This is a genomic window from Mucilaginibacter sp. SG538B (assembly GCF_013376065.1).
In the GTDB taxonomy this organism is placed as follows: Bacteria; Bacteroidota; Bacteroidia; order Sphingobacteriales; family Sphingobacteriaceae; genus Mucilaginibacter; species Mucilaginibacter rubeus.
Genome location: NZ_JABMJI010000003.1, coordinates 750784 through 777120, shown reverse-complemented (window position 1 = coordinate 777120; position 26337 = coordinate 750784). Strand labels below are relative to the sequence as shown.

The 26337-nt window shown below is 40.4% G+C and carries 19 protein-coding genes; 3 read left to right on the top strand and 16 right to left on the bottom strand.

Features of this window, described 5'->3' with window-relative positions; genetic code table 11:
- Positions 1–19: 19 nt before the first annotated feature.
- From FHW88_RS19220 to glmS, 14 genes are all read right to left on the bottom strand, one after another.
- A complete protein-coding gene (locus FHW88_RS19220; protein WP_176627546.1) occupies positions 20–1081 on the bottom strand; it encodes a glycosyltransferase in 1062 nt (353 codons plus the stop codon).
- 25 nt (positions 1082–1106) lie between these two features.
- Positions 1107–2264: an O-antigen ligase family protein gene (locus FHW88_RS19215; RefSeq protein WP_176627545.1), complete on the bottom strand. Its 1158-nt coding sequence runs from the start codon at positions 2262–2264 to the stop codon at positions 1107–1109.
- An 84-nt stretch (positions 2265–2348) separates the two neighbouring features.
- On the bottom strand, positions 2349–2939 hold the full coding sequence (locus tag FHW88_RS19210) for a sugar transferase (protein ID WP_090526802.1): 591 nt from the start codon (positions 2937–2939) through the stop codon (positions 2349–2351).
- Between the two features lie 9 nt (positions 2940–2948).
- On the bottom strand, positions 2949–4193 hold the full coding sequence (locus FHW88_RS19205; protein ID WP_176627544.1) for a DegT/DnrJ/EryC1/StrS family aminotransferase: 1245 nt from the start codon (positions 4191–4193) through the stop codon (positions 2949–2951).
- A gap of 16 nt (positions 4194–4209) precedes the next feature.
- On the bottom strand, positions 4210–4977 hold the full coding sequence (locus FHW88_RS19200; RefSeq protein ID WP_176627543.1) for a DUF2334 domain-containing protein: 768 nt from the start codon (positions 4975–4977) through the stop codon (positions 4210–4212).
- A gap of 18 nt (positions 4978–4995) precedes the next feature.
- Positions 4996–6165: a glycosyltransferase family 4 protein gene (locus tag FHW88_RS19195; RefSeq protein ID WP_176627542.1), complete on the bottom strand. Its 1170-nt coding sequence runs from the start codon at positions 6163–6165 to the stop codon at positions 4996–4998.
- Positions 6166–6189: 24 nt separating this feature from the next.
- Positions 6190–7047, bottom strand: a complete 858-nt coding sequence (locus FHW88_RS19190; protein ID WP_090526810.1) for a glycosyltransferase family 2 protein — start codon at positions 7045–7047, stop codon at positions 6190–6192.
- Positions 7044–8219 (bottom strand): DegT/DnrJ/EryC1/StrS family aminotransferase, encoded by a 1176-nt coding sequence (locus FHW88_RS19185; RefSeq protein WP_090526811.1) that lies wholly within the window; start codon positions 8217–8219, stop codon positions 7044–7046. Before FHW88_RS19185 ends, FHW88_RS19190 begins: the two co-directional genes overlap by 4 nt.
- Positions 8216–9655 (bottom strand): lipopolysaccharide biosynthesis protein, encoded by a 1440-nt coding sequence (locus FHW88_RS19180; protein WP_176627541.1) that lies wholly within the window; start codon positions 9653–9655, stop codon positions 8216–8218. Before FHW88_RS19180 ends, FHW88_RS19185 begins: the two co-directional genes overlap by 4 nt.
- Before the next feature lie 6 nt (positions 9656–9661).
- Positions 9662–10960, bottom strand: coding sequence for a nucleotide sugar dehydrogenase (locus tag FHW88_RS19175; protein WP_218117237.1), 1299 nt, complete (start codon positions 10958–10960; stop codon positions 9662–9664).
- Positions 10950–11513, bottom strand: coding sequence for a UpxY family transcription antiterminator (locus FHW88_RS19170; protein ID WP_243770798.1), 564 nt, complete (start codon positions 11511–11513; stop codon positions 10950–10952). The genes FHW88_RS19175 and FHW88_RS19170 overlap by 11 nt, the downstream gene beginning before the upstream one ends.
- 495 nt (positions 11514–12008) lie before the next feature.
- Positions 12009–14321: a GumC family protein gene (locus FHW88_RS19165; RefSeq protein ID WP_090526817.1), complete on the bottom strand. Its 2313-nt coding sequence runs from the start codon at positions 14319–14321 to the stop codon at positions 12009–12011.
- 34 nt (positions 14322–14355) lie between these two features.
- Positions 14356–15024 carry a polysaccharide biosynthesis/export family protein gene (locus FHW88_RS19160; protein WP_229701566.1) on the bottom strand — a complete coding sequence of 223 codons (669 nt, stop codon included), beginning with the start codon at positions 15022–15024 and terminating at the stop codon, positions 14356–14358.
- A 403-nt stretch (positions 15025–15427) separates the two neighbouring features.
- Complete coding sequence (gene glmS, locus FHW88_RS19155) at positions 15428–17266, bottom strand: glutamine--fructose-6-phosphate transaminase (isomerizing) (RefSeq protein WP_090526820.1); 1839 nt, start codon at positions 17264–17266, stop codon at positions 15428–15430.
- Between the two features lie 395 nt (positions 17267–17661).
- Between glmS and FHW88_RS19150 the strand changes: the two genes are divergently transcribed.
- Entirely contained in the window at positions 17662–19092 is a 1431-nt protein-coding gene (locus FHW88_RS19150) for an MBOAT family O-acyltransferase (RefSeq protein WP_176627540.1), read from the top strand.
- Positions 19093–19095: 3 nt separating this feature from the next.
- A complete protein-coding gene (locus tag FHW88_RS19145; RefSeq protein ID WP_176627539.1) occupies positions 19096–20079 on the top strand; it encodes a hypothetical protein in 984 nt (327 codons plus the stop codon).
- Between the two features lie 97 nt (positions 20080–20176).
- On the opposite strand, the gene FHW88_RS19140 is transcribed toward FHW88_RS19145, so the two are convergent.
- Both FHW88_RS19140 and fbp read right to left on the bottom strand, forming a co-directional pair.
- On the bottom strand, positions 20177–21589 hold the full coding sequence (locus tag FHW88_RS19140) for a polysaccharide lyase family 1 protein (protein WP_176627538.1): 1413 nt from the start codon (positions 21587–21589) through the stop codon (positions 20177–20179).
- Between the two features lie 359 nt (positions 21590–21948).
- Positions 21949–23001: a class 1 fructose-bisphosphatase gene (fbp, locus tag FHW88_RS19135; protein WP_090526829.1), complete on the bottom strand. Its 1053-nt coding sequence runs from the start codon at positions 22999–23001 to the stop codon at positions 21949–21951.
- A gap of 500 nt (positions 23002–23501) precedes the next feature.
- Between fbp and FHW88_RS19130 the strand changes: the two genes are divergently transcribed.
- Positions 23502–26330, top strand: coding sequence for a TonB-dependent receptor (locus tag FHW88_RS19130; RefSeq protein WP_176627537.1), 2829 nt, complete (start codon positions 23502–23504; stop codon positions 26328–26330).
- Positions 26331–26337 lie beyond the last annotated feature (7 nt).

Here is a 26337-nt window from a genome sequence, read left to right as displayed (position 1 = left end):
AAGGGGTTAATAGTTTTGTTTAATTAGCAAGCAGGATTTCATATTCCATGCCTATTTTCTCGAGACTAAAGCGATCAACGATATCGGCTTTGATATTAGGATGCTGCCAGGTTTGATTGCATGCCCTGATAATTTGATGGCGTAGTGTGCAAAGATCATTTTGTTCGGCTATAAAACCGTTAAAGCCTTCCCTTATCAGTTCGTTAACACCGCCAACTCTGAATGTAACTACCGGAACGCCTACCGACAGTGCTTCGAGCACTACATTAGGGAAGCCTTCGGTAAATGAGCTTAAAACCAGTAAGTCATGCTTAGAAATAACATCGGCAACATTTTTAATTTCACCGATGAACTTCACGCGTTCGTTGAGGCCGATATTTTGTACCTCTGCTTTTAAGGTATCCATCAGCGGGCCCTTGCCGGCTATAGTTAGAACATAGTTTTGAGGCAGTGCTTTCATAACCTCAAGCAAGCGAAATAATCCTTTCTCTTTGATGAGCCGGTTAACTGCAATAAGCCTCTTTAGTCCCGAAATTTGGTTTTGAGGTTTTATTGCATTCGTTATAATAACCGGGTTATGAATAACAATAAGCTTGTTTAGGTTGATGTTATAAAACCGGGCAATGGATTGCTTCATTTCTTCCGACTGGCAAACTATTGAGTTAAAGCGTACAAACAAAAACCTGGAAAAGTAATTGTAAAAACGGGATTTAAACCCATAAAACTGTGCCATTTGCTGCGGATTGTTAGATGCCCTGGCTATTAAATTAGGCACTTTAACAAACATTGAAACAAAGGCTACCAGGATATTAATATGATCGGTAGTTGAAAAAACAGCGTATGGTTTTTCATCTTTCAGCAGTTTGCGAAGTTTAAAAAATGAGCGTGAAGCCTTTATTGTTTTCAGGTTTAAAAATCTGATACCTGCTATTTCTGTTGAGAAACTGCACTCGTCTCCATTAAGCAATACTACAACTACCTCATAATCGGGTTTGTTGAAATATTGCGATAACAGCCAGTAAACACGCTCAGAACCACCTGTGCCAAGCGAGCCAAGAACAAGGAAAATCTTTTTTCTCATTATAAATAAAAATCTGGATCAAGTTTTAAGCGACAGCTAATTCTTCCTGCACTGGTTCGGTTTGTTTTACAGGGTCTTTTAACCTGTTGTAGTGTAATACGGCGAAATAAATAAATATAGTAGGGCCGTCCACGCTCATCAGCCACCCGTTATGTGACAGCGCGTTTAATGAAATTGCTATAAAAGTGAAAAATATAGCTACATAAATTGCACTCCCTTTATGCTTTACGTTTTTTATAGTTTGCCAAAACAGTCGGACAGTTTTGTAATATATGGCCCATAGCAACCCCAGGCCCAAAAACGGGCCAAGCAGGGTAATAAACATCAGGTAGGCATTGTGCGATGATAATCCGAAAGTGAACAAGGGGTTCCGGTAAGTTACGTCGTTCCAGGTTTTACCATAAAATATAAGTCCGAAAGGATAGTCAGCAAATATTTTAAGGTTTTCGGCAGCCATGTCGGCCCTGTTAAAATCATTTGCCTCTTTAGCCTGATTTTTTGACAGGATGTTGTTTTTGTCATCAGTGTTATCTTTTAATACATAAGTGTACAACCCAAAACATATGATCACTGTAGCTGCAACCAGGAAAACGGCTCTATAGCGATAGTAAATAAACAGGAAGAGCGTTACACCGGCTCCAAAGCTTATAAATGCCGACCTGTTCATGCCAAGGTAAATGCAAACAATGCAGGCCGCTAAAACCAATGCTCTTACTATAAGATATTGCCCGGTAGTGCATGATGCAATAAAGGCAAACGTGGTAATGGCTACAACCTGGTACCCGAAGTTGAATTGCGTTACTGCCAGGCCGGCTGGACTTTGTTTAACCGGCTCGCCCAATAGCATGCTCCTGATCGGATCAATGGTGCGTGCCATGCTGTGATCAAGTACCATAATGATCATAGAGCACATGAGCAGAAAGAAAAACATTAATATTGAAGCGTAATAGCGCGATTTATTTGCACCAACAAAATAGTTGAAGTATAACGAACATGGTATTATAGTAAGGAGAATGGCAAAAAAGGTAATATAATTGTTCATCCCTACTACCTGATATAAAAAAACGCCGATTAAAAAAATTATTAACTCCTTGGTATAGCCGAAATCCAGCAAAGGTTTTTGCACAAAGAATAGCAGCATGCAAAAAATTACAGGTGCAGGAATCCTCAAAGTATCTGTCATGAAAATGTTAAAAGCAAGTGTGTACAGATAGAAGAGCATTAAACCATAAAAGAGGCACTTTTTAAGCAGCATAATAAAGTGGAACTATTGAAAAATTCGTTTTATTGTAGATAGTATTATCTTCAGATCCATGAAAAGATCCTGATTGTCGATGTATTCGAGATTCTTGCTGATCTTTGATGGAACTATTACCTTGATATACATATCTTCAGGATCATCGCTGCCGGCCAGGATATCATTTTCATCAAAATATTTGATAGATGCCCAGTCTGTTACTCCCGGTTTAACACTCAATACCCTTAGTTGAGCAGGTGTATACAGGTTTACATATTTCCGTACTTCGGGGCGCGGGCCAACAAAGCTCATGTCACCTTTTAACACGTTTAGTAATTGCGGCAGTTCATCAAGTTTATATTTCCTGAGCCAGTAACCAACACTGGTGATCCGGTAATCTTTACTGCCTATGGTTAATAATCCGGCCCTGTCCGAGTTTATGTACATGGTCCGGAATTTGAACAGTTCAAACTCATTTCCATCTTTCCCAACCCTTGTTTGTTTATAAAATGCGCTTCCCCTCGAATTTATTTTAATAGCTATGGCAATTAAAATAAACAATGGGAGCAACATTATCAGTGCTATAAGTGATATGACAATATCAAAAAGCCGTTTAATCATAACTCTATTTTATAATTCCACTTTTGCAAGTTCTTTACACTCATCCAGCACAGTGTTAACCGAGTTTATGACGGTTGTAATTATGAAATCAATCTGCTCGCCGGTAAGTTGAGGATAAATGGGCAGCGAGATTTCATTTGCGTAAAGAGCATAAGCTGATGGATACTGAGCGATCTTATAATCCAGATCTTTAAAAAGAGTAAGCATTGGCAGCGGGGTAAAATGTACATTGGCCATGATCCCTTCAGCCATAATACTTTCAATTATCTGGTCACGCTGTGTCTCTGATATGCCTTTGACCCGCAGGGCAAACAAGTGGTAGGATGATTCCCTTTGCTCGTTTTTTAGTGGCGGTTCAACAAACCAGTCCATTGATTTGAACCTGTCACAATATACGGATGCAACATGCTTGCGCATAGGGAGCAAGCTGGCCTCATAATTTCTGAGCTGGCCGAGGCCTATCGCGGCACAAATGTCGGGCATATTGATTTTGAGGCCCATAAACAGAATATCGTATTTCCAGCCGCCGCCATTACTTTTGGTGAAGGCATCTTTGGTTTGGCCGTTAAGAGTATATAGTTTTAAATACCGGTATTCTTCAGCCGAATTAAAGCGGGCAGGTAAATTGATGCAGATACAACCTCCTTCGGCTGTAGTGATGTTTTTTACCGCGTGAAAAGAAAATATCGATACGTCACTATACTTTGCTGCCGGCAATTCATTTATGGTTGCACCGATTGAGTGCGCTGCATCGGCAATTAAGAGGATCCTGCCTAAAATCTTTTGCTTAGGGCTTTCAGCAACGAATAATTTTTTAATTTCCGGTTTATTGATAATCGCCTTTAATTCTTCGTAGTTGCATGGCCAGCCGGCTATGTCAACAGCAATAATTGCTTTTGTTTTTGGAGTTATTGCTTTAATCACAGCTTCTGTGGAGATGCAGCAGTCGTCATCAACATCAACTATCACCGGCGTAGCCCCGCAATGCATTACACTTAAGGCGGTAGCACAATAGGTGTATGCTGGTATGATAACCTCGTCGCCTTCCTTTATGCCGAACCATTTCAGCATCAGGATAGCTCCTGATGTCCAGGAGTTTACGCAAACAGCTGCATCCGAAGCTGTAAGCTGCTTCATTTGCTGTTCAAGTGCGGCTACTTTGGGCCCGGTGGTTATCCAGCCAGAATTAAGCGTGTCCATAACCTCGTTTATAACAGCCTGGTCAATGTAAGGTGGCGCAAAAGAAATTTTCATATCAGGTTTAATAGAGTTAGTTTCCGGCAGGGACCCGTTCCAAAAAAGCGATTGCTTTTTGAGCATAATCACGGGCTAATCGTTTATAAATGCAATATTTTTCGGCAAGGGCATCTGCCCAGGTATAATTTGAAAAATCGAGGTCATCCAATGAAACAAAAAGGTGATGGTTTTTTTCTATGAAAATTTCAAGCTCAGCAAACGTTTTGTCAGAACAGGTTTCGGGATGATAATTGAATGTCCAGGTGTATTTTGTTTTTTGTTCAACTTCTGATAGTTGAACAGGTACCCAATTAAAGCCAAATCTTACATAAGGTGACTTAAGCAGGCCGTCACTTATTATTTTAATGTTGGTGTATTCGTGTAAAGCAAGCAATGTATTACGGTCAAAAGTATGTGCAGGAGCAATAAAAACAGTGGGGTTGATATTTTCACGTTTGAAAATTTGGGCTGCTTTTCTTATTTTTTCTTTTTGTGTTTGCAATGGTAAGCCTGCAAATTCCGACCGGTTATTCATCTTCAGCAAGCCGGAGTTGTGATTTATGTAATAATGATCAAAACCGTGCATGCCTATCACATAATTTTGATTTTGAAGTTCGCGCACCAACTGCCAGTAGTAAGGATTGAAATTACCGCAGGCTTTTAACTTTGGGTCTTTATTTGCCGGTATAACAGCAATTATGGGTTTTATGCCATACTTGTCAAACAGGGTGAAGAAACGTTGCCATTTTTGGAGGTTATTTGTCGGGCATAAATCATCCAAACGAATTAAGTACTGTAGCATATTAACAGTTTGATAGTTTTATAAAGCTGGTTGGCTGTTTGTTAGTTGTGCCGCTGTTGCAATTGCAGCGACGTGCTTTTTGATTAACGTTTCCCATTCTCCCAGTATCTTATCAGGATGGTTGGTTTTAGATATGACGCGGGCCTGATTTCCAAGAGTTGTTTTTACAACCTCATTGTTGGCCAAACGGTGCATTGCATCGGCTAAATCACTTATTGATCCTCTTTTTACCAATATCCCATTTTGGCCGTTGTTGATGATCTCCGAAGGTCCAAAATTGCAATCAACTGCTATGGAAGGGCATCCAAAGCTCATAGCCTCAACTAAAGCATTAGGGTATCCCTCGTTGCGCGATGGTAAGACAAACATTTCGGCCTGGTTGTAATAATCCTGAAGGTTGTTTTTGCTTCCAGGTAGCAATACCCGTTCTCTTAACCCCAGATTAAAGATCTGGCAAACGAGGTTAGCACGTTCTTCGCCATCGCCAACGATTATCAGATCGACGTCGGTAAGGCTTGATTTTGCATAGGCCTCAATAAGGATATCAAAGCCTTTTACATAGGCCAAACGGCCAACTCCCAAAATAAACCTCCGATGGTGAACCTTCTCCTCTGACGGTAATGGGAAAATAGTAACAGCATTTGTTATGCGCTCGATGTTTGTTAGCACTTTAAAGTCTTTGTCCTTAAGCAGGCAGTCCTCAACTCCTTTAGCACTTACTACAACCGCTTCGGCTCTTTTATATAAGTTTAAAGCCAGTTGTTTACGCAAATAGTTAAACCTGATAACGCTTCTATCGGGCGAAGTGCGCTCTGAAACAATGTAAGGCACCCGGGTAAACCAACAGGTAATGCCAGTCCAAACATTGGCGGATGTGATAAATGATAAAGCGCACACCGGTTTTTGAGCCCGCAATAACTTGATAAGTTTAAAAAAAGTTTCGGCAATATGATACAACCTGTAAACAAACAAATTTTTTTGACGGTCAGCAAGGTAAAATACCTTAACATCATTATCAATTTCATATGCTGGAACATCATTGTTTAAAGAAATAAGTACCGACTGGAAGTTGTTTTTATTAAAATAATTAGCAAGCGAAATGATAACTCTTTCTGCTCCTCCGCCTCTAAGCGACGGAATAATGAAAAACAGAACGGGTTTTGAAAAAGGGGCGGCTTGTATGTTCATGTTAATGTTAAATGCGCTGGGCAGTTATAGCAGGTATTTTACCGTATCGTAAGCTTTACGAAACCGCTTGTTTTGTAATTCAAAAAGCAGATAGCGTTTTATGTAAAGCAGCAAAAGTCTTTTTTTAGCGATCGCGGAGTATGTGAAGTTCTTGATGATTAAATTGAAATCACTTATAACCATTTCCATGCGTGCTTTGGCGTTGATCATGCTCCACACACCTCCTTCATGATTGCGGTAACAGCTCATTACCTCGGGTATTACATAAATTTTACCGCCGGTATGCTGGGTGGCCCATAGCTTAAACATTTTATCGCCGGCAAAACATTCAAAAAACCAGGGGGCAGCGAACAACTGATGAGTTTCGGGAATATTGCGATAAACAACTGTTGCCGTTTTTGTTTCTTCCTGTTTCCCCGCCAGCAAATCGGCATATGTATGTATTAGCGGTGTGGGGTTAGGATGTACGTAAAGTGTTTTGTTATTAACGTTTATCACTTTGTGGTAATGGCAGCAAATAACGAAGTCGGCATTGTTTTCTAAAAAATCAACCTGCTTTTGCAGTTTATATTCATTTATCCAGTAGTCGTCGCCCTCGCAAAGAGCTATGTACCTGCCCCTGCACTGTGTAACACAATTAATTAAATTTTTATGCGTGCCTAAGTTGGTAGGGGAGGCTATAAGCTTGATCCTGCCGGGATAGGTTTCTGAGTAAAATTTAATTATTGACTGGGTTTTATCTGTCGAGCAATCGTCGCCAATAATGATCTCAAACTTAAAGTTGGTTTTCTGCATCAAGAAGCTTCGGATAGCCTCGGAAATGAATTTTTCATGGTTGTAAGTAATACAAAGAACACTTACCATTATTTCTTCATCATTCATACCGTTCCATTTACATTCGCTGCCCTTACATTTATTTCAGATTCAATTTTATCTGTCACCAGTGTGCCAAAATGTTTCGGTTTAAAGTTGTTGTCGAAGTTTTGTGCGCGGAGCAACAACCTGCAAATAAGGTCGAGATCTGACAGCGACAGCGTATGATATAAAGGAAGACAAACCACCCGTGACGCTATGGAATCGCAAACAGGCATTGGTTGGCTTTTTACGTATGGCAATGATGACAGTGAGGGGTAAAAATACCTCCTGCAATAAATCTGTGCCAACTCTAATTTTGCTTTACTTTGATGCATGAGGGCCTCTGTTTGAAAAACAACGGGGAAATATGCATAATTGTAATCCTGTTCGTTTTCAAGTTTTTGAAACTGAACATCCAGGTTTTCCAGGCGCTGCAGATATTGCTCATACAAATACTTTCTTTTTTTAAGTATTTCGTCAACATGGCGCAGGTTGCATAAACCCATTGCTGCATGAAACTCGCTGTTTTTGGCGTTGATGCCTTCCTCCGAGAAAGTATCAACACCTGAATATCCGAAGTTGCGCATCAGTGCCATGGTTTTTAATAACTCCGGATCCTGGGTAAATACAGCGCCGCCTTCGATAGTGTGATATAATTTGGTTGAGTGAAAGCTGGTTACACTGATGTCGCCATATTCAAATACGGAGCGGTTTTTATAAAAAGTACCGAAGCAATGCGCGGCATCATAGATCACCTTAAGGTTATGTTTATCAGCAATAGCCTGTATGGCTGTTATATCGCATGGGTTACCAAATACGTGTGTTGCCAGTATAGCCGATGTGTTGGGTGTGATGGCTGCTTCTATTTTAGCCGGATCAATATTCAGCGTCTCAGGGTCGATATCCACAAATACAGGTTCGCAACCCTGCCATACAATAGTGCTTGTAGTAGCAACAAATGAAAATGGCGTTGTGATAATTTCTCCGCTTAAGTTAAGGGCTTTGATGGCCAGTTGCAAAGCTATTGTACCGTTTGTAACAAACAGCATATGACTAACGCCCAGGTATTGTTTTAACTTTAATTCGAGCGTGTTCACAAGGGGCCCGTTGTTGGTGAGCCATTGCCTTTCCCAGATACTTTTAACATAGGCTCTGAACTCCTTTTCGGCAGGGAGAAATGGTTTGGTTACTGGAATCATCTTTTTAGGATTAATTGGTTAAAATCTTTAATAGCGGAGAGCTTAATTAATAAACTGGCACCATAATAAACCGCAATGAATACTATGAGTAATATGCCAATTTGCATAGTCGGGATGAAAAAATCATTGATCAGCAACTTGTCAAGAAAATAACAGCAGAGGCCGATACTTCCGGCCAACGTTACTGTTGGCAAAATATCTTTCACCTGTTCGGTAACCGGGTAGTCAATTAAGCGCCCGCTGTAAATGGAATTGATGTAGTAGGCTATTATGTTAAAAAGTAACTGAAAGTATAATAACCCATAAATCCCGAAGGGAATAAAGAGCAGGATGCCGACTACACTTAAAACCTTTTTAATAACCTCTAACTTTAAAAATAATGCGCTTTGCCCCATTACTTTCAAAACATTTAAGTTGTATGAATGAAGCGGGTACATGATGCCACCTATGCATAGCAACTGGAAAAACGGAACGGCTGGCAGCCATTTGTCGGTCAACAAAATGTGAAACAAAGGCCTGGCAATAACGCTGAGCAATATAAGTGCCGGTGCGTTCCAGAATACTACCTGCTGCATAAGCCGTTTATATACATTTTTTAGTTGTACCGGGTCGTTTGAGATCTCTGCGAACATTGGGTAGGTAACTTTATTTATAGCTGCTGAAATATTACTTATAGGTAATTGGCTTATCGAATCGGCCCGGCTGTAGTAGCCAAGCTGGGTTGCCGAAAAGAACTTACCTATGATTATCAGGTAAATGTTTTGATAAACGGTATCAATTAAACCTGATAATGTCATTTTGTAGCCGAAGTGGATATGCTTTTTAAAACAAGCCTTATCAAATATCAGTGCCGGTCGCCAGCTTGAAGTGATCCAATGTATGGCCGTTGATAAAAAAGATGTGCATAAGCCCATCCAAACCAGGCTCCAAACTCCGTATCCTAATTTTGCAAGTATGATACCCAGTATTCCGCCGCCAATGGCCGACGGGACTTGAATGTTGGTTTGTTTTTTAAACTTCAGATCCTTGACCAGTAAGGTGCTTTGTACCCCAAAAAACGCGTTTATAATTAAAATTAAGGTGTAAACGCGCACAACAGAGGTTAACAGTGGCTGGTGATAAAAAGCGGCGATGAGCGGCGCAGTTATAAAAAGTATCAGGTAAAGAATGCTGCTGCCAATGATATTAAAATAGAAAACGGTTGAATAATCGCGCTGATCTGCATTGGTGGTTCGGATCAGCGAGGCTGTAAGGCCGCCGTCCAAAAGGCTATTGCCTACCGATATAAAAAGATACAGCATAGCTATCAAACCAAATTGTGACGGCTCCAGGATCCGTGCCAGAAAAATGGATATGCCAAAGCTCACCACCTTTGAACTTAATTGCTGCCACAGCGCCCATACTATGCCGGACACGGCTCTTTGTTTGTAGGTCATAAATTTTTAAAGCCGGGCGTTAACAACGTTTTCTGGTAAAAATGCCTTCAAATCATACAATACTGCATTGGGTTTGCAAAGCGCTTTTACATTCATTTCTTTAAACTCTTCGTGGGCAACAGCAAGTAAAACCCCATCATAGGTACGGGTTTTTGATTCGCCGTTTTCGCAGATGATGCCGTATTCTTTGTGTGCATGTTCTGCATTGGCCCACGGATCGTGAATATGCACTTTGACCTTATACTCTTTCAGTCGCTTTACAATGTCTATCACCCGGGTATTCCTTACATCGGGGCAGTTTTCTTTAAATGTGAAACCAAGTATCAACACCTCACTATCGGTTATTGATGTACCACGGCAAATCATTTGTTTAATAAACTGATCAGCAACATATGCACCCATAGAGTCGTTTATACGCCGGCCGGCCAAAATAATTTCAGGATGATAACCTGCTTCCTGGGCCTTTTGTGCAAGGTAATATGGGTCGACCCCAATACAATGGCCGCCAACAAGGCCCGGGCGGAAATTCAGAAAGTTCCATTTAGTGCCCGCTGCCTCCAATACTTTATGGGTATCGATACCCAGTTTATTAAAGATCATGGCCAGCTCGTTCACAAATGCAATATTTATATCGCGTTGCGCATTTTCAATTACCTTAGCAGCCTCAGCTACTTTTATCGAATGCGCTTTAAATGTGCCGGCTGTAATAATTGATTGGTAAAGCTTATCTACAGTTTCGGCTGTTTCCGGAGTAGAGCCTGATGTAATTTTGCGGATTTTTGAAACGGTATGTAATTTATCTCCGGGATTGATCCTTTCAGGCGAGTAGCCCGCAAAAAAATCAACATTATAGGTAAGCCCCGATACTTTTTCTAAAATAGGCATACATTCATCTTCTGTTACCCCAGGATATACGGTTGATTCGTAAACCACGATATCATTCTTTTTTAACACTTTGCCTACAACCCTGCTGGCGTTTATTAACGGTGAGAGATCAGGCCGGTTATTTTTATCAACAGGGGTTGGCACAGTTACAATGAATATGGAACATTGCTGTAGTTTTTCAATTTCATCAGTAACGTATAAACCGGTTGCGGTTGTACAAACAGGGGTAATTACAGCATTTAATTGATCGGGGTCGATCTCTAAGGTGTGATCAATGCCCGATTTGAGCTCATTAATGCGATCTACATTAATGTCATAGCCAATAACTTTGTATTTTTTTGCAAATTCAACGGCCAGGGGCAAGCCTACATAACCAAGACCGATAATGCCTAATTTAGGTTGGTAATTCTCAATTTTCATGATTTCTGCTGATGTTATGAACTGATAAGTTTTGGATTGAAACACGTGTTACCAAAGCGCAATTGATGGTTTCAAAAATCATTAATACATTTTTACCCTGTATCTGCAACACCTTACCCATTTGATTTACAAGAGCGCCATCTTTTATTTTAACTGTATCACCAACACTGAGGTTGTTAAGGCTCACAATTTCCATGTCTTTGTAGCGTACAAGATTTGTCCTGATCTCGTCTATTACGTTGTCCCTCACTACAGCAGGTTTACCCATATAGTAAACAAAGCCTAACGCCCCCATTACGTAAAGCGCCCTTGACTGCTCATAAGCATCGACATGAACAAATACGTAGGAGCTAAACAGAGGAACACTGATCTCCTTTTTCCTGTCAGACCATTGGCTTACTACATCTCTGACCGGGCAATAGCATTCAATGCCATTTTGCTTTAAAAGCTTGTCCACCTTTTTTTCCCATCGGGGCTTGGTGTAAATAACAAGCCATTTTTTTTCATGATAATTTGTCATGCGAAATTGCGGTGTTCTTAATTGGGTTTCCATAAAATGAATAAAGTTGGATCGGGGAATTAATAAGGGCTTATTATAGCTTCGCCAACTCACTCACATGGCGCAAGTGATGATGGTTTTAAAAAATAGTAATTGAAAATTACTAACCTGGTTATCTGATTTATTACGGACGCAGCCTGTGCTGGCTGTGGCTCCGCCAATCCAGTCACATGGTTAGGCGGTTAATAAAAAATAATCGAACTAATGGTTTATAATATTCGCCGGTTTTTCCCGTTTACTATAAAATATAACAGGTGTCTTAGTCTCTCTGCGGCTTCGCCAATCCAGTCACACTGGCCAGACCGTAAAAAAGCAAGCTAACGGCTTATATCGTTCTCCGGTTACCCGGTTATTGGTTCATAACAACTGCAACTTACGTTGCTTAAGACTCCGCCAATCCAGTCACATGGAACAGCAGTAAAACAGTCTAACTAAAAGTTTATAACACGTATTAGCATTAACCTTATGCCATTGTAAAAATGATAGCTATCAACTGCCATATGCCGATGCGTATCCATAGCCACCGTAGGCGTACGCCTCCCGGTTTTCTTTTTTCGCATCGTTAAACACTACCATAAGGTTATTTAATTTATCATTATCATAAATATCTCTGAGGATACTTAATTGCTCGGTATTGGTATAATTATACCGTACAATATAAATACTCAACTCGGCGTATTTAGCCAGGCTAAAAGCATCGGCAACGGCACCAACAGGCGATGTGTCAAGCACGATATAGTCAAACTCTGTTTTGCACCAGTTAAAAAGCAGGTCAAGCCGTTTATCTGACAATAGCTCGGCAGGGTTAATTGCTTTACTGCCGCTCCCCATTACAAAAAGGTTGTCTGATTCATTATAAGCCTGGATGCATTCGGCCGGTGAATTGGTATCACCCATTAAAAAATCTGTAATGCCCTTGGTTTGCTCCATGTTGATGTTTTTAAGCAAATCGGGCTTGCGCAGGTCAAATTCCATAATTAATACCCGTTTATTGAGCATGGCAAGCGTTAAGCCCAGGTTGATGCTAAAAAAGGTTTTGCCTTCACCTTTCATAGACGATGTAACAAGCATGGTTTTGTGCTGTGTTCCCTGGTTCAGGAAGCCAATATTGCTCCTGATATACCTGAACAGTTCTGAAATGTTGGTATTACTGCCGTTAGATATAACTACAGGGCTCTGACCTTCATTATTATGGCATAATTCGCCCAGGATCTTTACGCCTTTTATATTCAGCAGGCTTGATTGATTCCTGATTTTCAGGCTAAATTTATCTTTCAGGAAGATGTAAATTCCCGGCATAAATAACCCGGCTATAATAGCGAATAAATAGGTGAGCTGTTGCTTAGGAAATTCAGCTATCGGATTAGCGGCAGGTTTATCAATCAATTGCGATGAAGGAATTGTAGCTGATAACGACAACGCCGTTTCTTCTCTTTTTTGCAACAAGTATTGGTATAAATTAGTTTTTACCCCCTGTTCACGGCTCCGCTGTAAAAGCCCCCGTTCAAGCGACGGAACCGAGCGGATGCGGGAGTCATACTGGGCAGAATTTTGGCTGAGCAATTTGTGGCTGATTGAGAAGCCTTTTTTAATATTACTGAGGTTTTCCATGATATTTACACGAAGGCTGGCTATCTGGTTGCTCAGGTTTTCAATAAGAGGGTTGGCAGGGTTTGCGCTGCCCAGCATGCGGTTCCTTTCCAACTGCAGGTCGTTGAAACGGCTAACCAGTGTATTTAACGCCGGATCCTTCAATCCCATGGTACTGGGTACAGCATCGTATTGGTTAGCCGAGTTTTTTAAATATGCTTCAATGGAATTCACAATACCCAACTGAGTATTTGATTCTTCAAGCAGTTGATTATATTCTGCAGATTTTGTCAGATTTACCTGTGTGCTTGCATTGATCTCTGCAGCTCCATTCCTTTGCTTGAAAGTTTCAATGTCACCTTCGGTGTATGACAGGTCCCGTTCTAAATCATGTAATCGTTTATCAATGAATAATATGGTGTTTACGGCTGTAACGTTTTTCTTAACAACGTTTTCGGCGTTATAGGTAGATATGATGTTGTTCAAAATATCAATCCCTCTTTCGGGCACAGCATCAACCAGGCTTAAGGTTAAGGTGTTTGATTCTTTAACTACAGGGTTAACCTGTAATGATCCGGCGCTGTAAGCTGCTGCCAGCCCGGTAAGGTTTTTAAACTGGATCAGTATCGGCGTGTCATTATCTGCAAGGGCCGGCCCTTTTTCTACTTTAAAGGAATAATCCTTATGATTAATCAGTTGGTTATAGCTGTAAATCCATGTTTTGGTTTCCTCTTTTAACAAAAACTTACTTTGTGAATATGGCTGGATATATAGTTTTTTCAAATAGCCGGTTTTCCCTATTCTCTTTACAGTAACGGTGAAAGGCCGCTCATTACCATACAGTTCTTTTACTTTAAAGCCGCTTTCATCAAAATAGGAAGTTTCCAGGTTAAGTTTTTTGAATACGCTATAAATCAAATCTTTTGATCGTAATACCTCCATTTCATTATCCACGGTTTTAGTTTCCTGAAACATGTTCAGGTCACTGAAAGCAGTAGCTTTTAAAATACCATCGCCTTTTTTATCGTCAGGGATTTGCAGTGTACTTGTTATTTTATACAGCGGGGTAACATAGTTAAGGTATGTCCAGGCTGCGCCAAAACAGATAACCATGCTTATCAGGAATAAATACCAGCCATTTAAATAAGGCTTAATGTTGTTCCTGAACTTATTGCCCGGCAAAGGTTCTTTTAAAATAAAATTATTATCCATGTCAGCTATTCTTAGGTATCTTTAAAACTGTATTTTATCTTCTTAACAGTACTGCCGCCAATACGGCCAATGCCGAAATTGAGGCTACTACTATTGGTGCTAAGCGTGTGCTTTGGCTATACTCAACCGCCTTTGATTTGTCGGGCTCCACATAAACAATATCATTTTGTTTAAGGTTGAAGTAAGGCGAATCCATTGATTCAACTTTATTAAGGTTAAGGCGGTTCATTGTTCTGCGTCCGTTTTCTGTGCGGATCACCAATACATTTTCCCTGCGTCCATAAACTGTCATATCCCCTGCCATACCTAATGCTTCAAGTAAGTTTACATTTTCATCAGTTATTATAAATGTTGATGGTTTGTTAACCTCGCCTATCACGCTTATTTTAAAATTTAGGAGTTGGATGTCAACTACCGGGCTTTTAACAAAAGCCGATAGCTTTTTAGCTATTTCAGTCTGTGCTTCCTCAATGGTTTGCCCTTCAATTTTATAGTCACCTATAAGCGGTAAATTCACAAATCCATTTTCGTTTACTTTATATCCGCCGCGGGTTGATTGATTGTTTAAGCCTACATTTTTGTTACCGTTGAACAACATATTCGATTCGGGATTTAAGCTGGTAACAGTTACATTTAAAATGTCTTTCTGATGAATGACTACTGTTCCGCTTGTATTGTTATTTGCTGCACCTGTATTTGCCATGTTGCTGAAGTAAACAAGATCCCGACTTCCGGCACATCCGGTTATCAATAGCAATGTTGTAATGAAACAGTATATATTAATTTTTTTCATCATCAATAGTTTAAGAGAGTTTAGGGAACTATTTTGAACTGGTTTATTTGGTTAGTCAAATTTATCTATTTGGGCATCGATAGTATACGGTTTTAGTCGATTGCCGTTTTTTTGTAAACCTGTATCTTAGTCTTTACAGAACATGTAAAGCAGTAATGCAGGCATGTGTAAAGGGATGAGAAAAAAGTGTCTGAGTTGGGAATTTGGGGCTACACGTTCATATAATAGTGGTTACACCCAGAAATAACAGCACATAAAAAAAGCAGGCCTGAGCCTGCTTTTTTTATGGAGTTTGTTGGTTAATTATTCCAAATTATTCTACTGTAACCGATTTAGCCAGATTACGGGGCTGATCAACATTACAGCCCCGTTTTACGGCTATATGATAGGAGAGAAGTTGTAGCGGGATAGTGGCCAGCAGTGGTAAAAAGGCTTCGTCGGCATCGGGTATTTCAATGCAGTAATCGGCCATGTTTTTCACTTTAACATCACCACGGGTAACAATAGCTATTACTATTCCTTTCCGGGCTTTAACCTCCTGTATATTGCTGATCACTTTTTCATACGATGAGTTTTTTGTGGCGATGAAGATCACCGGCATCTGCTCGTCAATTAACGCAATTGGCCCGTGCTTCATTTCGGCGGCGGGATAACCTTCGGCATGGATATAGGAGATCTCCTTCAGTTTTAAAGCCCCTTCCAAAGCAACCGGGAAACCGAAACCACGCCCTAAGAACAGGCAGTTAGGGGCATTCTTTATTTTGCAGGCAATGTCTTCAATCAATTCATTATCCTGCAGCAGCGTTTGTATTTTATCGGGTATGGTATCAAGCTCCGTTAATAAATTGGTGAGCCTGCCTGGTGTTAAAGTACCTTTGTGCTGCGCAATATATAAAGCAATTAAAGTTAAAACAGTAACCTGCGCTGTAAAGGCTTTTGTCGAGGCAACGCCTATTTCCGGGCCGGCATGGGTGTAAACCCCTGCATCAGTTACGCGCGGAATTGAAGCGCCAACAACATTGCAGATCCCCAGGATAGTTGCACCCCGTTCTTTAGCTATTTCAATGGCGGCTAATGTATCGGCAGTTTCTCCCGATTGGGATACCGCCATTACGATATCTTTATCAGTAATTATTGGGTTACGATACCTGAATTCGGAAGCATATTCAACTTCTACCTTAATGCGTCCGTATTCTTCAATAAGATATTCGCCTGTTAAGCCGGCATGCCATGAGGTGCCGCAGGCAATAATAATTATCCGCTCGGCATTTTTAAGCTTATCGGTATATTGTTTAATGCCACCTAACTCAACCTTGCCTTCAAGCGGAAAGATGCGACCACGCATGCAATCCCTTATAGAACGCGGCTGCTCAAAGATTTCCTTCATCATAAAGTGCTCAAAGCCGCCTTTTTCTAACGATTCAAGTTTTAATTCTAACTCCTGGATCAATGGGGTTTGAACAACATTGTCAAGCTTCTTTATTAAAAGCCCACTGGGTTTAACCTGTACTATTTCGTTATCTTTTAAATACACTACGTTTTTGGTGTACTCGATAATAGGAGTGGCGTCTGATGCAATAAAATACTCGCCATGGCCAACACCAATAACCAATGGACTGCCTTTTCGGGCGGCAATCAGCTGATCGGGGTTTTCCCGGTCCAGGATAACTATAGCGTAAGCACCTATCACTGTATTTAAAGCCAATCGGACAGCTTCCAGTAAATCAGTTTGTTCGATATTTTGAATTTCCTCAATTAAGTGGATCAGGATTTCTGTATCTGTTTCACTTTTAAAGGTATGCCCACGGGCAAGTAGTTCTTCTTTAAGGATCAGGTAATTTTCGATGATCCCGTTATGGATAATGTGCAGGCGGTTATCGTTTGAGCTATGCGGATGCGAATTTGCATCAGATGGGGCGCCATGTGTGGCCCACCGGGTATGTCCTATTGCAACATGCCCGCTTTTGTCTTTATCTGCTGTGTGAGCCTCAAGACACGCCACTTTTCCGGTTTTTTTATACACATTGAAGCCTACATTATTTATGATAGCAATACCGGCGCTATCATAACCACGATATTCTAATCGTTTGAGGCCGTTCAACACAACGGGCCACGCATCTCTTGATCCGATGTAACCAACAATTCCGCACATAGTTTTAGGTCTTTAAATGATAAATTAAGTTTATTTGTTACTTGGTGAGTAAAATTATTTAATTGACTATCAATAAAGTATGAGCTAAGTTCAATTGCCCGTAAATTGTAAATCTGACGCCATTTTACACGTTTAAACTGTAAAAGGATATAAATCGCTTTACATTTTAGTTGTTGTGTTATATGATAAGCCGGTTAAAGATTTTTTATCAAATGGTTGGAGAATCAATTCACTTTGGGGTTACAGTGCATGTATTCCTGAACTTGCAATGTGCTGATCAGATTTTGGCTGTGAAGTTTGTTGCGTGATTTTACAGAATGATTTACGATCGCAGTGCTCCTATTTTATATCATTTTATTTTCAGTTAGGTTTAATTAACCAAAAAGAACCTGGCGATGATATTCAACTCATTTACTTTTCTGCTGTTTTTTCCTGTGGTAACGGCTTTATATTTTCTGGTGCCTCATAAATTTAGGTGGCTGCTGCTGCTTATAGCAAGCTGCTATTTTTATATGTTCTTTAAAGCTATTTATATCCTCATCCTGTTTTTTACAATAATTATCGACTATACCGCGGGCATTTACCTGGAAAAAGTTAGTGACCCTAAGAAGAAGAAGCTTTTGTTAATATTAAGCCTTACGGCAAATATTGGCGTACTGGCTGTATTTAAGTATTTTAATTTTTTTAATGCCAATTTATCGGGATTGCTATACTGGATGGGGTACACTAACCCGATTCCGTTTTTACAGATCCTGCTTCCGATAGGGTTGTCATTTCACACTTTTCAGGCCATGAGCTATACTATTGAAGTTTACCGGGGCCATCAAAAGGCCGAACGGCATTTCGGTATTTATGCTTTATACGTGATGTTTTATCCGCAATTAGTTGCCGGCCCTATTGAACGTCCTCAAAATCTGTTACCGCAATTTAAAACCGAACATCATTTTAATGCCCTGGATGTTTCTGAAGGGTTAAAACGAATGCTGATCGGTTTTTTTAAAAAGGTGGTTGTTGCCGATAGGTTATCTATATATGTAAAAACTGTTTTTAACAATTATCCTGAACACGGCTCGGCCACAATTGTGCTTGCTTCATTGTTTTTTGCAGTCCAGATTTATTGCGACTTTTCGGGCTACTCGGATATTGCGATAGGCAGTGCCAGGGTGATAGGCTTTAAGCTGATGGAAAATTTTAAACGGCCTTATTTTGCAAAAAGCATAAGCGAGTTTTGGAGCAGGTGGCATATCTCACTTTCTACGTGGTTTAAAGATTATGTGTATATACCCTTAGGAGGCAACCGGGTTAGCAAAGGCCGGTTGTATTTAAATTTATTTGCAGTGTTTATGATCAGCGGTTTGTGGCATGGCGCTAATTGGACATTTATTGTTTGGGGCGCTTTACACGGGTTTTACCTCATTTGCGGAATGGCAACGCAGAAGTGGAGGACGGCAACAGCAAGTAAATTAGGGTTAGGCAGTGGAGTATTTGCCAATTTCTTAAATATATCTTTTACAATATTCCTGGTCACTATAAGCTGGATCTTTTTCAGGGCTGTATCATTAGAGCAGGCCTGGGGTTTGTTAAAAGGTGTTTTTATTTATAAACCCGGCTTTTTCATAGGCGAACCTTCTTATTTTCTGTATGACTTGATGGCTATAGCCGCCTTGTTTTTTTACGAAATAAAGCAGGAATACGGCCATCATTCATTACGGTTTCTTCACAATGAAAATTGGGGGATCCGCATGGCTTCCTATTTAGGGTTGGTTTTTATAATCCTGTTGTTTGGCGTTTTTGACGGCGGACAATTCATTTACTTTCAGTTTTAGATTATGAAGCAGTTGAAAGAAAACAGCAATAAATTTTTTATCAGGTTGTTATTGATGATTGTGGCTTTTGTGGCTGTTGATCAGGCAGCCGGTATGTTCCTTTATTATTTTTTTACACACCAGGTTTCCGGCGAATACGCCGTTGCTAATCACGTTGTGTATAATTTAAATGAAGACGTATTGGTTTTGGGAAGCTCAAGAGCTTCTCATCATTATAACTCATCGATTATAAAGGATGGTTTACACCTAAGTTGTTTTAATGGCGGCCGGGATGGCGAAGGGCTTTTATATAGTACAGCAATTTTTGAACTGGCATTACAGCACCACGTTCCTAAGGTTGTTGTATTAGATGTAACGAGCGATGTGTTAAGTGAAAAGGAAGATGAAAAGAACAGGCTTTCCATTTTACTGCCTTATTTAAAACAATCGGATGTTATCGGCAATATGATTGAAAAGAAAGACCGGCTGGAGCTAATAAAAAGCCATCTTCAAACATACCGCTACAATGGCCAGGTGGTTTCTATATTTCAGCATTACTTTTTATCATCAGGAAACACTGTCATGGGCTTTAATCCTTTAGATAATAAAATGGACGTCAGCCGGGTTTCAACCCATACATCGCTTAAGCCATATTCAGACAGCATATCGGCCGATAATGTAAATGCGCTGGATTTGTTTATAAATGAATGTAAGCGGCAAAAAATTCAATTGTTTGTTTTTGTATCGCCAAGGTATAACGATGATACCCAACAGAATTCCTATTTAAAATTGAAAAGTACTTGTAACAGTAACAAGGTTGTTTTTCACGATTTTACCAACGATGTATATTTTAAAAACCCGGAATACTATTCGGACAGGGCGCATTTAAACGGCAGAGGAGCCGACCTGTATACCGATACCATTGTGGCTTTTATGAAAAAAAGATTAAGCCCTGCGGCTAACGTTCAATACTTCAGTAAAAACCAGGAGCCCCTGCGTGAAAATTGATTATTGTATCGGAGCTGGGATCAATAAAAAGTGAAAGGCCGCTTTTATGATAATTCATAAAGCGGCCTTTCACTTAGCATGGGGATGAATAATTTAATTAATTAACTGTTTTAACGCCGGCACCTGCTGTTACCACTGCCGGAACGTTTGCAGCAGCATCAAGCAACGTGCTGTAAGCATATGACGGCACCCAACTTGATAAAGATGAGGTGATGTCGTTAGCACCGCAATTAGAATAAATGTTGGTTGATATACCGCTGAAGTAACCTACAGGGTCGCCATCTAAGTTAGTAGTAAGTGGCTTCCTGCAGCCTGAGAAATATTCATTATCTGTCCTTACTGTACCACCGTATCTTGCACCGATGGAATAACCATCGTTGTTTAAGTGGTAGTTATTGTACATGTGGATAGTACCGAATACCAAAGTTGGCTCCCTTTCAGACACATTGTACCAGTAATTGTGGTGCAATGTAACGTGTAGTTTGCCGGTGTTGGCTGTAACAGCATCGCTTGTTACCGAGCCAATAAGCAATGACAGGTAGGTGTCATGGAATTTGTTCCATGAAATGGTTACGTAGTCAGAGCCTTCGGCAACACCGATGTCTTTACCCCAGTAATCCCAGCCATGGCTGCGGTCTGTTGCAAAATCGCAATGGTCAATCCAAACGTGGTTCGACTGGAATTTAACGTAAACACCGCATTCGGTTACGTAGTTTCTAAACGTAACGTTTTGGATAATGATGTTGCTTACAGTGAACAGGTAAAGGTTAAGGCTTGATAAAACGGCGCCGGTTTTACCGATGATGGTGGTATTTGAACCAACATACACAGGAGTTACGCCTGATCCGCTAATTGTTCCGGAAACATACACAATCTTGGGCGAATTGCCTGCCACCGCAGATTTGAACGCGGCTAATGTGTTTACAGTTACCGTGGTACCGCCTTTACCACCGGTTGTTGTACCGTTAACAGCAGCGTAACCGGTTAATACTGTACTCAAAACGGAGCCCGATGCGGTTGTTGTTGAAGTACTTGTAGCCGGAGCGGTTGTGGTGGTAGTAGTTGTTGTACCGGTAAGGGTGTAAGTGTACTTTCTTCCGTTTGTCAGAGGGCTGCTATTGTCGGAAGTTGAGAAATACAATCCGGTATCCCAGTGACTGTAACGCCCTTTACCAAGGTTTCTGATGTCACTGTGAACAGAATGAGCCGGACCTAACGCAACACCATTTTCATAAAGTTGGAGTGTTGACGCTGTTGGCTGCGTGTTTGAATCGCCGCTTACCTGAACGGGGCTGAATTTGTAAGCGTAACCTTCATCTAACCGGATTGAAGATGTGGCCATCGTGTAGACGGTGGGGGCTGTTGTTGCCAGGCTTTTGCTGGCGTTTAAATCATTAATTGGAACGGTTACTGGTTGGTCTGCATTTTTGGAGCAACTTCCGATGAGGATAATTGCGCTCAGTGCCAAACTGCCAAAAGTCATTTTTTTTAAAGATTTTGTTTTTTGCATGTTATAATTTTTAATTAAGCCCTCGAAACGTGGTCTTATATTAAAAATTACCGTTGATTTTTTCCTAAAGATATAGACTAAAAGCTTAAATAGTTCAAAAATGCTGATTCTGCTGTTTAGACGTGTAAAGTTATGTGTATTTGTGACACGTATAGTTGTGAAGTATTTTACACTTCATGACATTTGGATGACAATTTTAGTTCAGAAGAAAAAACAATTTTCGTCGATTATTGTCTTATGTCACTTTAAAACCAAGTTTTGCCCAGTATTTTTAACTTGCAATTAAAGCATTAAATTGTGAAAGCAGCTTTACAAAAAGTTGGCGCTTAACGTGGTCACTATCGCGCTTTTCAATATTCTTATTGAATTTTAACTTCTCCTTCAAACGATTTCACAAATAATTTTGGAGAAAATGATGACATAAATTCTTCGGCTTTGAGTACCATATCCATTGAGCCAATAAATATGGAGGATCGCTGGTGTAGTTCCTTTACTTCAATTTCCATAATTCTTTTGTATCCGTCTGATGCTTTGCCGCCGGCTTGCTCAATAATATAAGCCATAGGGTTACACTCGTAAATCAGCCGCAGTTTTCCCTTTTTTGCGCCTGTAGTAGGGGGATAAATAAAAATTCCGCCTTTTATTAAGGTCCGGTGTATATCCGCAACCATCGATCCTGTGTACCTGGAAGTATATGGTCGGTTGGTATCCGGATCTTCTACCTGGCAATATTTAATATATTTTTTTACCCCATCCGGAAAATGAATGTAATTGCCTTCGTTTATTGAGTAAATTGTTCCTGCTGCCGGAACAGTCATGTTAGGGTGCGAAAGGCAAAACTCACCGATTGAAGGATCAAGGGTAAAGCCATTAACACCCTTGCCTGTAGTATATACAAGCATCGTTGAAGATCCATAAATGACATATCCTGCAGCCACCTGCTCGGTACCAAGCTGTAATACATCTTCGTTTGTGGAATGTTTCCCTGTGTCTGATTTTCGTCTGTAAATAGAAAATATGGTGCCTACACCTACATTAACATCTATGTTGGATGATCCGTCTAAAGGATCAAGTGCAACAACGTAGTTTGCTTCTTTTGAAATATCCGAATCTATAACCAGGTATTCATCATTTTCTTCCGAAACAACTATACAGCATTCCCCGCCGCTTCTTAATGCTGCTATAAACTGCTCATTGGCATAAATGTCCAGCTTTTTTTGTGACTCTCCCTGAATATTGGAGGAGCCGGCATCACCTAAAATATCTACCAGGCCGGCTTTATTAATTTCCCTGTTTACAATTTTGGCGGCGATCCCAATATCACGAAGTAGCCGAGAAAGCTCGCCTTTGGCATAAGGAAAATCTTTTTGCCGCTCAATAATAAATTGTCCAAGAGTTTTAAATGCCGTCATATTTTTCGATGTTTAATGTGTTTAACCCGGTAGCTTAAAAGAAATTGGTTAACAGAATACTTACCGATTACCAATTATAACATGGTATTTACATATTGCACCCACAATGCTGTTAATTATTTACGCAAACGTTTGCGTTTTTGCTTGGTTAACCAATTTTATGGAAATGTTATTTTTAATTGATAAACAGTCTGTTAGCATAGCCTCGCATGGTGTATTTTTAAGCTATCGTGTTAATCGGGGATAATCAGCTACCTTGTTTTCGAGGATAGTAGCATCAACAGGTTATGAGTTGATCCTACCTAAAATAAAAGCCGAATAAGCTGAAAGGACAGCCTTGTTATAGAAGCTGCCATCTTAATTTGGAGGTAATTAATGCAATTCAGCCTTTTATGTTAAGCATTTATTAAGTTTGGGTTATCTAATAGTTTTAGGCTCTTTTATTCAATTTTTCTCCAGTTTTCAGCGGGTTTCTTTGCGGAAAATTAAACCCGTTGTTCATGAAATACACCTACTTTCTTAACAGGCTATTGTTTTTATTTTCAATATGCCTGCTATTTTCCGTTTCGGCTAATGCCCAAACCATAAGGGGAAAGGTAACCGATACTAAAACCGGCGAACCCCTTACCGGAGCAACAGTTCACTTAACCCAGGATGGGGTTAGCAAATTTGTTGCGGTTAACCTTAATGGCGCTTATAGCTTTAAAAATTTAAAGAATGGGCCATACAAAATACAGGTAAATTATGTTGGTTACGGCCCTTCTAAAGTTAGGGAGGGCAATATTACATCGGTCAATGAAGTCATTACGGTAAACGTGGCCTTGCAGGACGCCGATATGCAGATGACAGAAATACAGGTTAAAGCCCAGACAAATAAAGAATCTGATGGCGCTGTGCGTAGCATTGAAAAAAATGCACCGATGGTTATCAACGTACTTTCGGCAAATGCAATAAAGTTATTGCCCGACGTTACTGTGGCTAACGCTTTACAGCGTGTTAGCGGTGTAACCATTCAGCGTTCGGCAAGTGGCGAAGGTCGTTACGCTATCATTAGGGGTATGGACCAGCGTTACAACTCAACATTGGTAAACGGTATTAAAATACCAAGCCCGGATGCTCAATACCGGTTTGTGCCTATGGATATATTCCCTTCAGAAATGCTGGAAAGGCTTGAAGTGATCAAAGCGCTTACCCCAAGTATGGAAGGCGATGCCATTGGCGGCGTGATGAACCTGGTGATGAAAAGTGCTCCAAGCCAGTTTACTTTCAGCGCTAACGTATCAGGTGGCTTTTCTACCCTGTTTTCGTCAAGCAGGCCATTTGTTGGTTTCAGCGCATCTCCTAACAGCAAATCTCCGGCAGCAATCAATGGTAACAGCTATGCCGCTACCTATGCCGATTTTAGCAATAAGGCGCTTACAAGCGATAAAAATATTTCAACTCCTTTTAGCTCAACCGCCGGCCTCACTATTGGTGATAGGTTTTTGAATAAAAAATTAGGCGTTATTGTATCTGCAAGTTATCAGAACATATACCGTGGCTCTAACTCAAAGCAGCTTACGCCAAATGCGCAGCCTTCAGCTATCCCACTACCAAACTCGCCGCAGTTTTCTGATGCTTATGACCGTACTTATTCAACCCAAACAGAACGCGTAGGTATCCACAACAAAATAGATTACGCGATTAACGACAAAAACAAGATCTCGTTATACAACCTATACATTCATCAAAGCGAATTTGAATCGCGTTTTACTTCTGATACCCTTGGTTTGGGCTTAAACTCAACTGGCTTAAGCAAGCAGATCACCATCTCAAACAGGAGTATGCTAACCAAGCAAAATATCTATAACTCAACCTTGCATGGTGATCACTGGCTTGGTAACGAGTGGCGCTTAAACTGGGATGGGGTATATTCTGAAGCTACGAGGCACCAGCCGGATAGAACCGAGTTTTTTTATGATGCCAATAAAACCCTCAATAACTCGGGAGCCGTCACTGCCGAGGTTGACAACAATACCCAGTTAGACCATCATTGGGAAAATAACCGCGATAAAGACATTTCGGGATACGCTAATCTGATCTATACCCCTAAAATTGCCGGTAAAGATGTTGAGTTTTCTGCAGGTGGTTTATATCGCCATAAAGTGAGGGATGCTGATTATATCACTTATTCATTAACCGGTGGTAAATCAACCTTGTTCAATAATAATTTCGACGCTATCCCTTTTGCATTCAATTCGGCTGCTGATGGTATCGGTGCCAATAACCCCGATCTGCAAAACAACTACCACGTAAGGGAAAATGATAATGCCGAATATTTACAGATTAAGTTTGATCTGTTCCCGAAACTGCAGATATTAGGCGGCGTGCGAATCGAAAATACCGATTTGACCTACAACACCCAATCGCCCGAAACGGTTACACAAAGAAGCGGTAACATTAAATACACCGATGTATTACCAAGCATCCACTTAAAATACCAGTTAACAGATAATCAAAATATCCTTGCTTCATACTTTGCGGCAATAAGCCGTCCGGGCTTTGGTGAGCAGGTGCCATATAAAGTTACCGGTGAATATTATGACCAGGTAGGTAACCCATATTTAAAGCATATCACTGCCGATAATTACGACGTACGTTATGAGTTTTTCCCTGGCGGTGCCGATCAGTTATTGTTAGGTTCTTTCTACAAAAAAATCTATAATCCAATTGAGTACTTTGTTGTGCGCAATGGCGGTCCGAGCGATCAGGTTATTAAACCTCAAAATGACCCTGGTAATGCTACCAACTGTGGTTTTGAAGCTTTGGCTACTAAATTCTTTGGTGTGATAGGCTTTTCAATCAACTATACTTATACCCACTCAAGGATAACCACCAACAAATTGCTTTACTCAAATGACCCAACATTGGGTTTACAGCAAACCAATGTGAATCAAACGCGTCCGCTGCAAGGTCAGGCAGACCATGTGGGTAACGCATCTGTATTGTACAAAAGCGCGAAGTTAGGTTTGGATATGCAACTGGCTTTTGTTTACACCGGCGAGCGTTTGGCGCAGGTATCACCATATTATAACCTCGATTTTTACCAGCATGCCTACAACCAGTTAGATTTTTCTTTCGAAAAAACTATAGCCAAAAGATTTTCTTTCTATGGCAAGGTTAATAATATCACCAACGCGGCCAGCAAAATCTATTTGAAATACCCGCATGGTAGTCTTGATGCAAAGCAGCAGGAGTTTTTAGGCAAACAGGACATTGCAGGTCAAACGCTTGTACAAAGCGACTATTACAAAACACTATTCCTTGGTGGTTTCAGGTATAAATTATAATAAAAAC